Genomic DNA, 12,586 nt, shown 5'->3' with positions numbered 1-12,586 from the left:
ATTTTATATTGTACACAAAGTACAGGGGTAAACTCAAGACGTCCCTGACATTTCCTATTCATAGTCTCAAAAATACATCAATTCATATACTGGTTTTATCAAACCTAACCTTCCTTTTACAAATTTACTTCCTTTCAAAACCAAATATGGTTATAACATCGCATCGCTAATATTTGTCAATTTGATTACTTCCCTGATTGATTTTGTTGTTAGAGCAAAATGCCGCGAGAAGATTCATCTGGACAATTAGCGATAACCAATACTTAAATTATGAATCTCTCCATTTCTAAAACCAAATGGCAGAGGGGGTTTATACTGGGGCTTTTCTTTGCAATGGTACGTCTTGTCCCAAACCCTCTAATTAATACCCCAATAGAAAATCATAAGAACAGCCCTACTGCAAACAACATTGCATCTGTTCATTCGGAATCCCAAACTAATTTGAATGTCTCGATTTCCACTGCATACGTTCCGGCTATCGCTATAATTAAAACAGGGGTCCAAGACCCTGGGAGTCCATGCAGACAAATAGTATTTACCTATACGGTTACTAATCAAAGTACTAACGGTGAAATTTTAGAGGGTGTGGAGGTTATTGATCCCCTAATCGGCATGAACGCCTTGCCAGGTCCATCGGCCGGCGATGACAACAATAATACTTTTTTGGACCCAGGAGAGGTATGGGAATATAATGCCCTAGATATTATAAGCATACAGGACAGGATCAATGGGCAAGTGAGTGGCAATGCCACTGTTACGGCAGATGTTCAAGGCCAGGGAATCTCTGTGAATGACCTATCTGATGATGACAGTGTTTTGGAAGATGAGCCTACCATAATTGATTTAACTGAATGCCAGCCTACCATTGCAATCGTCAAAACAGGTATTGTGGCCCCTGGTTGCGATAACATCCGTTACCGTTTTGATGTTACCAATGAAAGTGCTGGTGACGATTTTTTAGAAAATATTGAGGTCATTGACCCACTGATTGGTCCCAATCCCATTGTTGGACCGTCTTTTGGGGATAATGGCAACGACATATTGGAAGTTGGCGAGGTTTGGTCCTATTTTGAAACCTATGACCTTACACAAGCTGACAAAAACCTAGGCCATGTGGAGAATCAAGCCCATGTAACCTCTAATGTGCAGGGTTTTCCAAATGCCTTTATTGAAGATGACTCTGATGATAACAGTGTATTGGAAAATGATCCAACAATAATCGATATATCAGTATGCCAACCAAGAGTAGCTCTGGTAAAGACAGGTACGGTAAGCAATGATTGCAGCCAAATCGAATATACTTTCTATGTTTCCAATACAGGAGCCCAAATTTTAACCAATATTGAGGTCATCGACCCCTTGTTTGTTAATGAACTTGGAAATAATCCCATACCTGATTTAGATCTCACTACAGATTTAAACAGTAACGGACATCTAGACTTGAACGAAGTTTGGGTATACAGAAGGGCTTATAATCTTACCCAAGGCGATTACAATACGGGAGAAGTGGTAAATCAAGCAACGGTAACAGCGGAAATCCTTGTAGCTCCCAATAACTTTGTAAATGATCTTTCTGATGATAACATAATTTTTGAGGACCATCCCACAGTGACTGACCTCACGGCTTGTATAAACCCAGAAATTGGTGTCATTAAGCAAGGACAAGTAATTGATATAGATGCGGATGGTTGTGATGATCATATACTATATGAGTTTACCGTGGCCAACCTGGGAGACGTGGATTTAGCCACAGTTACGCTTGATGATGTATTCCTTGGCGGAGTCATTCCTGGGCCTGCTTCTGGAGACGTTGGGAATGATAATATCTTAGGTATCGGCGAAGAATGGATATACAATTTCCTTTATGATATTACCCAAACCGATATAGACCAAGGTATTGTCCAAAACCAAGCTAGTGTAAAAGGGCATTTGAGCAACAATGTAAATATCCAAGTATCCGATTTGTCGGATAACGATAGCTATAACGAAGACGAATTCACGGTAACCGATGTCGCAGGAACCTGCGATGACCATGGAGGCCCTTTGGGCGTAATTAAATCAGGGACTTCCATTGACAGTAATGGAGATGGTTGCGAAGATCAAATCCAGTATACGTTCAGTGTAACAAATAAAAGTCCACTGGACTTGAACCAAGTAATCCTTGAGGACAATGACATATTGCTGGGTGTTATACCTGGGCCCGACTCCGGAGATGATGGCAATGATGGAATCATGGATCCAAATGAAGTTTGGAGCTACTCAGCAACTTACCTAATTACCCAAGCTGATATTGATGCCACCCAGGTTATGAATCAAGCAGAAGCAAGGGCAAATTTAATGCTGAACAACAACCAATATGCTGATTTATCTGATGATGACAGTTACGCAGAAAACGACCCTACTATAACATCCGTCACGGGAGCTTGTATTCCCAACCCTGGTATTGGACTTATCAAACAAGGTGAGTTGGTTGATAGCAATGACAATGGCTGTAAAGAATCCATTATTTATACGTTCACGGTTGCCAATTTAGGCAATGTAAACCTGGAATCTGTTACCGTACAAGACGACTTATTGGCGATAACCTTAACCGAGCCAGATTCGGGAGATACAGGAAATGATGGAATCCTAGGACCGGATGAAGAATGGACATATACCCTGATTTATGGAATTACTGAGGCAGACATTGACGCGACCCAAGTCCAAAATCAAGCAGAGGTAACCGCTGTCCATGTGGGTACACAAAATAGTATTTCAGACTTCTCTGATGATGCCAGTTATTCCGAGGATGGATTCACGCTTATATCAGTAGCAGGTGCCTGTGTTGGCTCTGGTAATCCAAACTTTGAGATATTCAATGGAATTACTCCAAATGGAGATGGTCTAAATGACTATTTCCATATCGAGGGCATTGACAATTATCCTTTCAACTCCATGAAAATATTTAACCGATGGGGGGTGTTGGTCTATGAAATCAGTGAATATGGCCAAGGAAATAATTTGTTCAGGGGTGCCTCTGAAGGAAGAGCGAACATTGCAGCAGACCGGGAACTACCCAGCGGAACTTATTTCTATGTATTAACCTTCCCTGCCGAGAATCCGGGGCAAAAAAGTTATTCAGGATACATCTATATAAATAGAGATTGATTGCATTCCGCAATGCCAAAATTCAAAACAAAAATCCAAATGAAACCAAATAACAAAAGAATGCCATGGTCAATGGTGATCCTACTGTTATCAACAGTCTATCAAAGCTTTGCCCAACAAGATCCCCAATACACACAATACATGTACAACACCCAGATTGTGAATCCTGCATATGCTGGGTCTCGAGAAACACTTAGTTTTGGTGTATTGGGCCGTACCCAATGGGTAAACCTGCAAGGTTCCCCAACAACGGGCACCTTTACTGTTAACTCTCCTATAGGGTTATATGACAATATGGGATTGGGACTATCTATTGTACATGACCAAATAGGCCCAGCAATAGAGTCAAACATAGTAGTGGATTTTTCATATTCATTATTTCTAAAATCCCCGAATAAACTCTCCTTTGGGCTTAAGGCGGGCATAGATGTATTGGATGTGGATTATTCCCGTCTGAACATTTTTGATTTTGAAGATCCTTTTTTTCAAAATAATGTGGATAATAAACTGCAACCCCAGGTCGGTGCCGGAATCTATTTCAACACCAACAAGTTTTATGCAGGTCTCTCTGTTCCCAATTTTTTGAATACCAAACATTTTGATGAAAGTACACTGAACAATACGGACCCTGGAAGCGTTGCCATAGAAAGATTGCACTACTTTCTTATAGCAGGATATGTATTCAACTTAAATGACAACTTAAAATTTAAACCAGCAACACTGGTGAAAATGGTAAGTGGAGCACCACTACAATGGGACATTTCGGCCAATTTCTTAATCAATGAAAAATTTACTTTGGGGGCTTCCTATCGATGGAGCGCTTCCATGAGTGCACTGGCTGGATTCCAAATTTCAAACTCCATTTTTGTGGGAATGGCCTATGACTATCAATCTACTACAATAGAGAACTATAGCGATGGCTCCTATGAAGTCTTTTTACGGTTTGACATATTCAACGGTCCAGACAGAATGATGACCCCAAGATTTTTTTAATCCCTTACTTATGAAATCAAGAACTCTTATAAAACTGGTATTGACTTTGTCAATTGTGGTTGGAATGAAAGGCCAAGAACTCAAAATAAAAAAAGCAAACGATGAGTTTGATAATTTTTCCTATATAGATGCTCGGAAAATTTATTTGGATGTGGTGGAAGATGGATATGAATCAGCTCAAATTTTTAAAAAACTGGGCGACACCTATTATTATAACAGTGAATATGCAGAAGCTTCAACATGGTACAAAAAATTGATTGAGCAATATCCAAGCCAAGTTGAGTCGGAATACTACTACCGATTGGCGCAAACTCTAAAAAGTGTAGGTCAATATGATGAGTCAGAGCGAATGATGCAAAAGTTCGGGGCATCATCTAATGATAACAAACCAGCAGAAAACTATACTTCAATAGAAAGCCCAATGGATTTTAAGAATAAAAAATATATCGTTAAGAACGTTACCAATGGACTATCGAGTTCCGATTTTGGGCCGTCATTCTTTGGGGATAAAATTGTTTACGCCTCATCCTCCATTAATCCCATGGGAAGTAAAATACATGACTGGAACGGCCTTCCGTATCTAGACCTATATGAAGCCAATATTGGAGAGGGCGGCATGCTTTCTAATCCCACTCCTCTGAAAGGAGATATCAATTCCCCATATCATGAATCGTCGGCTGTCTTTACCAAAGACGGAGGAACTGTCTATTTTACCCGCAACAATTATATGGATGGAAAGAAAAAAAGAGATAAAGACCGACTTGTAAGTCTAAAAATCTATAAAGCCACTAAAAATGAAAATGATGTCTGGGGCAATGTGGAGGAGTTGCCATTCAACAGTGATTCATACGCTGTGGCGCATCCGGCATTAAGTCTCGATGAAAAACGGCTGTATTTTTCCTCTGACATGGAAGGTTCGCTGGGAAGGTCTGATATTTGGTATGTTGATATTCTGCCGAATGGAACCTATGGAACTCCTGTAAATTTTGGAACTGTTATCAATACTCCAGAAAGAGAGTCTTTCCCCTATATAAGTGATAACAATAACCTTTATTTTTCCAGCGATGGACATCCTGGCCTAGGTGGCTTGGACACCTTTGTTATTTCCTTGGATCAAAATGGACAATACCCAAAAGTAACCCATCTGCAAAGTCCCATAAACTCCAATCAAGATGATTTTGGTTTTATTATAAATGAGAAACATATAACAGCCTATATATCATCAAACCGTGAGGGGGTTGAAGGAAGTATATCAGATGATATTTATTTGATAAATGAAAGCTGTAATACAGTTATCAATGGAATTGTTTCAGATATAAAGACGGGTGAGCCCCTTCATGGATCTGTGGTTACCTTATTAGATAATCAAAATAACGTCATGTCCCAAGAGATAACCTCCACTGATGGGTCATATTCATTTGAAGGTTTGGTGGATTGCAATAGCCAATATGCCATCCGTGGAACTAATGAAGAAAAGGACTATCAACCTACAGAAAAGCTAATAACCTCACCAAATGGAACGTATGTTTTAGAGGTGAATTTAGAGCTTGTCCCGCCAGACTGCCCAGTGAACGATTTGGGATGCAGACTTGATTTACAACCCATCTATTTTGATTTTGACAAACACAATATCAGACCAGATGCTGAAATTGAATTGGCCAAAATATTGCAGGCAATGAGAGCATACCCACAATTAAATATTCATATTGAGTCTCATACAGATTCAAGAGGTAATGACACCTATAATGCTACCCTTTCTGAAAAACGAGCTCAATCCACCATGAATTGGCTTATGGACAAAGGTGTAGATTCCAGTAGGCTTTCGGCTAAAGGATATGGGGAATCCCAACTTCTAAACCAATGTGGCAATGGCATTAATTGCCTAGAGGAAGAGCACCAACTCAATAGAAGGTCTATGTTCATCATTCAATACTAAAACCAACGCAGAAGGGAAATCTTTGAAATCTCCGTCAAACGGAACGGCTTTTTCATCAAATCATAGCTGCCATTTGTAAAGTTATAGGGCTCCAATACCTATAAAAGGTAAATCTTTATGGTTTAAAAAAGCTACGCTACTGCATCTTTTCTGGGCAAGAGCCAATGCTTTGTAAGACCATATTTTATGACAAGATTTTTATAGAATTAGAAATGGTTTAGCATCAATTCAAAAAATTGCAGTCACCCCCCAAATAAAGCAACTAACTATGCTCTTTGACTCAATTAATAATAAAAAGCGAAAAATCAGATTGATAAGCATCCTTTCAATCTTAGCATTTTATCTTTCAATTTCAACTTTTTCCAACAGCAAAAATATCACGGCGCCAAGTAATTTCACACATAATGAGGTTGAAATAAAGCATGCCAGTTCCAGCCCATATGCTCCCAGCATTTCCATTATAAAATCTGCCCCCGCATTTGATGGAAGCGATTGTAGCGAAATTCCCTTTACCTATACCATAACCAATCAAGGCGGCATTGGAGAAGAGCTTCAAAATGTGGTAATTACCGATCTTGATTTTGGTGGAATAATTGCTGGACCAATGTCATCGGACTATACTGGCGATACTGGTGGCGTGGGTGGCGACGGGATTCTTTCTCCCGGGGAAATTTGGACCTTTGAGATTAGTTACACCATCGCACAAACAGACCTAGATAATGGCCAATTTATTGGACAAATAGCAAACGTCAATGCCGAATTGGTTTCCAACCCCAGTATTGAGGTTGGGGATACTTCCCATCCATCAGACCCCAATGGTGAAGCCCCCACCATCGTAGATTTGTCCGCGTGTCAAAACCCCAGCATTGGGCTAATTAAGGAATGGGCGTATTTTGATTTGGACAATGACGCTTGCGCTGAGAACTTTTTATACACCTTCAGGGTAAGAAATACAGGGGACATTAGTTTGCAAAACATTGTTTTGAACGATCCATTGCTTGGAGGAGCTGTCCCCGGTCCAAAACCAGGAGCTGATATTGGAGGCGATGGCATCCTAAGCCCTGGCGAAGAATGGGAATACCAAGCCTTGTATGCTGCAGATCTTGAAGAAGGGGGGGCTATTTTTAACCAAGCCGATGTTACTGCAGAAACCGTGGTCCAGAATATTGAAGTATCCGATCTTTCGGATGATGGTGGTCAAAATGGTGGTGGAGGTACATTTGGGAGTGGTTCTGGCAATGATGATGGTACCATTGCCGCTTATGATGACCCTTCATGTGGTGTTACTTTTGTTCGAATAGCACTCATCAAAGAAGCCACGCCTACAGATGATAGTGGCGATAACTGCTTCGAAAGCATCTTGTACACCTTTTCTGTACAAAATGTCGGTCAGGCTCCTCTTGAAAACATCCTATTGACAGATGATATGTTGGGCGGAGAAATCGCCAACCGTACCAACAATGGCAATGGGGATGAAATTCTAGATCCAGGGGAAACCTGGACCTATGAAGCAAACTATAATTTGGTCCAAGCCGATTATGATGCCGGTTTTGTGTCCAATCAAGCACTGGTACAAGCTGAAATAGAAGGTTTGGGCATAGCCTTATTCGATTATTCTGATGATACCAGCTATGACGAAAATGACCAAACCATTGTGCCAGCATGTCTCACCTCAAGTATGGCGTTGGTGAAATCAGTAGGGGTCTCAGATTATCTGGATTTAGATAATAACGGTTGTGTGGAGACCATACGTTACAACTTTGAGGTGTCCAACACCGGAGGTATCGCCCTTGAAAATGTAGTGCTTAATGATAATGTTTTGGGCGGACCTGTAAACGGCCCCATACCCATTACAGATACCAACGGTGATGGTGTACTCTCTGTGGGTGAGACATGGACCTACCAAGCCCTCCACTCCCTAACCCCACAGAACGTCTCAGACGGAGAGGTAACCAACCAAGCACAGGTTACCGCCTATGAAGAGAATACCAACAACCAAGTTTCTGCCATGGACGAGATCACCACTCCTTTAGGGGCCAATGCCTGTCCAGCAGTGGCAAGTATTGGGCTCATAAAAAGGGCTCCTCTTATTGGACTGCAGGATTTAGATAATGACGGTTGCCCAGAAACGGTAACTTATCAATTTACGGTGACCAATACGGGAAGCATTCATCTGGGACAGATAACCCTTATTGATACACCACTCAAAGCTCCCATTACTGGCCCCCAAGGCGATATTGGTGGTGACAGTGTGCTCTCTGTAGGAGAAAGCTGGACTTATGAAGCACTCTACCCCATTACTGATCAAGATGAAATAGCCGGACAAGTTACCAACCAAGCCCAGGTTACCGCCATCGCTTTGAACGATAATAGTCCAATATCCGACTTATCGGATCATACCAACAATGATGAAGACCGTGCAACCACTATTGTTTTTAATCAAACCGTGTGCGCTGCAGAGTCCAGAATTGGTCTTCTTAAAAGAGTGCCTTTGGGAAACTTGGAAGATTTGGACAATGATGGGTGCGACGAAACTATCCGATACTTTTTTGATGTAGAAAATATAGGTACCATAACCCTTGAAAACATAGAACTTACTGATGTTTTGTTTGGCGGAACCATAACCGATTATGAATCATTACAGGGTGATGTCAACAATGATCAAGTTCTTTCCATTGGTGAAAGATGGAAATATGAAGTGCTCTATCCCCTTAATGATCAGGACATTGCTGACTTAGAGGTTGTCAATCAAGCGCAGGTTACTGCAAATGAATGGGGCACCAACATTGAAGTTGCGGATGATTCCGACCCCACCGATTATGCCCAGGACAGACCAACCATCACTTCCACCGTAGGTGCCTGCCCGGCAGAAGCTGGGATTGAACTCACAAAAACAGGGGTTTTGGCGGACAGTGGAAATGGCTGTTTCGACACCATTGAATATACCTTTTCAGTAGCCAATACAGGAGCCTTAGATCTTGAAGAAGTGATGCTCAACGATACTGTCTTGGGCGGCCCCCTAAACGGTCCCATCCCCATTTCTGATTCTAACGGTGATGGCAAACTTTCCGTGGGTGAGACATGGATTTACCAAGCACAATACGCACTGACCCTACAAGATGTATCAGATGGGCAGGTGACAAACGAAGCACAGGTTACCGCGCTGGAAGAGGGTTCCGGCAACCAAGTTTCTGCAATGGACGAGATCACCACCCTCCTAGGTGTAAATGCATGTGCAGCTGAAGCTGGAATTGGGCTCAAAAAAACAGGGGTTATGGTGGACAGTGGAAACGGTTGTTTCGATACCATTGAATATACCTTTACCGTAGCCAATACAGGAACTATTGAACTTGATAACGTTGTGCTTACCGATGCTGACTTGGGTGGCGAGATTACTGGTCTGGTACAAAGCACCGATATTAATACAAAAGGTGTCCTTTCAGTGGGCGAAGAATGGACCTATGTGGCCCAATATGCCATTACAGAAGCGGACATCACTGCCAATGAGGTACGGAACCGAGCAGAGGTAAATGCCCAAGAAGTGATTAGTGACAATCCTGTTTCTGACTTTTCGGACCACACGGATTATACTCTAGATAGGGAAACCGTCATTTCACCTTTGGACAATGTCTGTACGCCATCCGGCATAAACCTTAACAAATTTGTAGGAGGATTGGACTTTATAGATCAAAATAATGATGGATGCACTGAAGCCATCAGATACAACTTTATTATTTCGAACACGGGTACGGTTAATCTCCTAAATGTAATCCTGACCGATGATAATTTGGGAGGACAAGTCATTGAGCTGCCCATAGGCGATTCCAATAACGATCAAGTGCTATCTGTTGGTGAGCAATGGACCTACCAAGTATTGTATCACCTTACCCCATCTGACATTGGGGTGTTGTCAGTTATGAATCAAGCTGATGTAGCGGCGGTTGAGGAGGGCACCAACAACCCAGTTTTGGATACGGACGAGATTACAATTCCCTTGGACGACACCTTCTGCCCTTCTGAGGCGGTTATTGAACTTGAAAAATCCGGTGAGTTGGTCAATCTAGATGGAGATAACTGCATGGAAAGCATACAATATACCTTCACCGTTTCCAATACGGGAACTATGGATTTAGCCCAAATTGTACTTACAGATACAGATTTGAATGTTCCCATCATCGGACCCACTGGCGATACGGGAAATGACCAAATGCTTTCCATTGGCGAGGTGTGGACCTATGAGGCCACCTACCCCATCACCCAAGCGGATATTGATGGGGGTACCGTATTGAATCAAGCCAGTGTCTCTGCTGTAGAACAAGAAAACAATACTTCTGTTTCCGATAGCTCTGATAGCGTCATTATTGATGTTTCAGGCGCTTGTGTCGCTGAATCGAAAATCGGGCTCATAAAAACTGCTGGCAGTCAATTGGAAGATGTTGACAATGATGGTTGCCCAGAAAATATCAGCTATACGTTTACGGTAAAAAATACAGGAGCGATTATTCTTCAAGATGTGGTTCTCAATGATATTAAACTAGGACCGGGGTCCATAGAAGGTCCGTTACCTGGAAATGACATTAATGGTGACACCTACCTTTCCGTTGGTGAAACATGGACCTACCAAGCCCTATATCCCATTTCGGAACAGGATAGCATAGCGGGGCAGGTTATAAATCGGGCACAGGTAAGTGCTGTTGAGCTTGGAACCACTATTATGGTTACAGACGATTCTGATAATAACTCTTTTGATGAAGATGATGACACCATCACCTCAATTGCAGGTGCCTGTGTGGCCCGCGCTGGAATTAAACTCGTAAAAAACGGAGTGCTTGTAGATCAGGATGGTGATGGATGTGCAGAATCCATTCAATATACTTTTGCTGTTGAAAATACGGGAGCCATCAACTTGTATCAAATACTACTGGAAGATACGCTATTACAGCAAGCTGATATTCAAGGACCCTTGCCAGGTAGTGACATTAATGGAGACCAAGTACTTTCCGTTGGTGAAACTTGGATGTTTGAAGCCTTTTATTCCATTACCCAACAGGACATAGCTGATGAAGAAGTCACCAATCAAGCCACGGTATCTGCTTTAGAGGTCTTCACAAATAATACCATTTCAGATGAGTCCGAGGAAATTGTAACCATAATTGAAGGAATCCCATGTGTTGATCCAGTGGACCCCGATTTTAAAATCTTTAATGGTATTTCCCCCAATGGCGATGGTGTCAACGATTACTTCCAAATAAAAGGGATAGAAAGTTACCCTAACAATACTTTAAAAGTATTCAACAGATGGGGCGTATTGGTCTTTGAGATGGATGGTTACGGTTTGGGCAATCAACAGTTCACCGGTCATTCGGATAGTAAGGTCACCGTTGCAAAAGATAGAAAGCTACCAAGTGGCACTTATTTTTATACACTCACCTTTCATGGAAATGATAACCCCGGAGAAAAAAGCTATTCAGGATACCTCTATATCAATCAAGATTAATCACTACAAAACAACTTCAAAAACAACCTACAGAATAGGAAATGATATTCAACATGCAAAAAACCAAATGGGCATACCTTTTTAATCTAATTTTAATGACATACACAGGATCGGCCCAACAAGACCCGCAGTATACCCAATACATGTACAACACCCAAATTGTAAACCCTGCCTATGCCGGATCTAGGGAAGTGCTCAGTTTTGGTGTTTTGGGTCGCACACAATGGGTTGGGTTGGACGGATCTCCCCAAACGGGAACGTTTACCGTGAATTTTCCAACGGGACTTTACAGGAATATGGGGCTGGGTATGTCCATTGTCCATGACCAAATTGGCCCTGCTATAGAATCAAATGCCACAGTAGACTATTCCTATTCCATCAACCTGGCTCCTTATACCATAAGCAAGTTATCTTTTGGGCTTAAAGCGGGAGTGGATATGCTGGATGTGGATTACAGCAGACTGGAACTCTCGGACCCCAATGATTTCGCTTTTCAAAACAATGTAGATCAAAAACTCAATCTACAAGTTGGGGCCGGAATCTATTATCGTACTGAGAAATTTTATGCTGGAGTATCCGTACCCAATTTCTTAAACTCCAAACACTTTGATGAGAGCTCATTACAGAATCAGGATGTAAACAGTATAGCCATCGAAAGATTACACTATTTCTATATAATGGGCTATGTTTTTGACTTAAGTCAAAACCTAAAATTTAAACCAGCGACCCTTGTGAAATTTGTAAGCGGAGCCCCTTTGCAATGGGACATGTCCGCCAATTTTCTAATTCATGAGAAGCTTGCGCTGGGAGCATCTTATCGTTGGAACGCCTCCATAAGTGCCTTGGCTGGCTTCCAAATTTCAAGGTCCATTTTTGCAGGGGTAGCCTATGATTATCAATCCACCGCCATTGAAGATTACAGCAATGGCTCCTATGAGGTATTTATTCGGTTTGATGTCTTCAATAGACTGGACAGGGTACTCACCCCAAGGTTTTTTTAAAAATTGATGATG

The 12,586-nt window shown here is 41.8% G+C and carries 5 protein-coding genes; all 5 read left to right on the top strand.

All coding sequences use genetic code 11. The features are described from left to right. Positions 1 to 585 precede the first annotated feature (585 nt). The 5 genes from FG28_RS16140 to FG28_RS16120 all read left to right on the top strand — a co-directional run bounded on the left by FG28_RS16140 (position 586) and on the right by FG28_RS16120 (position 12,574). Complete coding sequence (locus FG28_RS16140; RefSeq protein WP_197062617.1) at positions 586 to 3,147, top strand: gliding motility-associated C-terminal domain-containing protein; 2,562 nt, start codon at positions 586 to 588, stop codon at positions 3,145 to 3,147. 39 nt (positions 3,148 to 3,186) lie between these two features. Next, positions 3,187 to 4,140 (top strand): type IX secretion system membrane protein PorP/SprF, encoded by a 954-nt coding sequence (locus FG28_RS16135; RefSeq protein WP_036386753.1) that lies wholly within the window; start codon positions 3,187 to 3,189, stop codon positions 4,138 to 4,140. Between the two features lie 10 nt (positions 4,141 to 4,150). Next, positions 4,151 to 6,076, top strand: a complete 1,926-nt coding sequence (locus FG28_RS16130) for an OmpA family protein (RefSeq protein WP_036384582.1) — start codon at positions 4,151 to 4,153, stop codon at positions 6,074 to 6,076. Between the two features lie 268 nt (positions 6,077 to 6,344). After that, positions 6,345 to 11,573, top strand: coding sequence for a gliding motility-associated C-terminal domain-containing protein (locus tag FG28_RS16125; protein ID WP_036384580.1), 5,229 nt, complete (start codon positions 6,345 to 6,347; stop codon positions 11,571 to 11,573). Positions 11,574 to 11,614: 41 nt separating this feature from the next. Next, a complete protein-coding gene (locus FG28_RS16120; RefSeq protein WP_036384578.1) occupies positions 11,615 to 12,574 on the top strand; it encodes a type IX secretion system membrane protein PorP/SprF in 960 nt (319 codons plus the stop codon). Positions 12,575 to 12,586 lie beyond the last annotated feature (12 nt).

Origin of the sequence: Muricauda sp. MAR_2010_75 (genome assembly GCF_000745185.1) — a bacterium.
Lineage (GTDB): Bacteria > Bacteroidota > Bacteroidia > Flavobacteriales > Flavobacteriaceae > Flagellimonas.
This window is presented reverse-complemented; position numbering and strand designations above follow the sequence as displayed.

Coding starts and splice junctions, on each gene's coding strand:
- FG28_RS16135 (WP_036386753.1), top strand. CDS start 3,187: ATGAAACCAAATAACAAAAGAATGCCATGGTCAATGGTGATCCTACTG.
- FG28_RS16130 (WP_036384582.1), top strand. CDS start 4,151: ATGAAATCAAGAACTCTTATAAAACTGGTATTGACTTTGTCAATTGTG.
- FG28_RS16125 (WP_036384580.1), top strand. CDS start 6,345: ATGCTCTTTGACTCAATTAATAATAAAAAGCGAAAAATCAGATTGATA.
- FG28_RS16120 (WP_036384578.1), top strand. CDS start 11,615: ATGATATTCAACATGCAAAAAACCAAATGGGCATACCTTTTTAATCTA.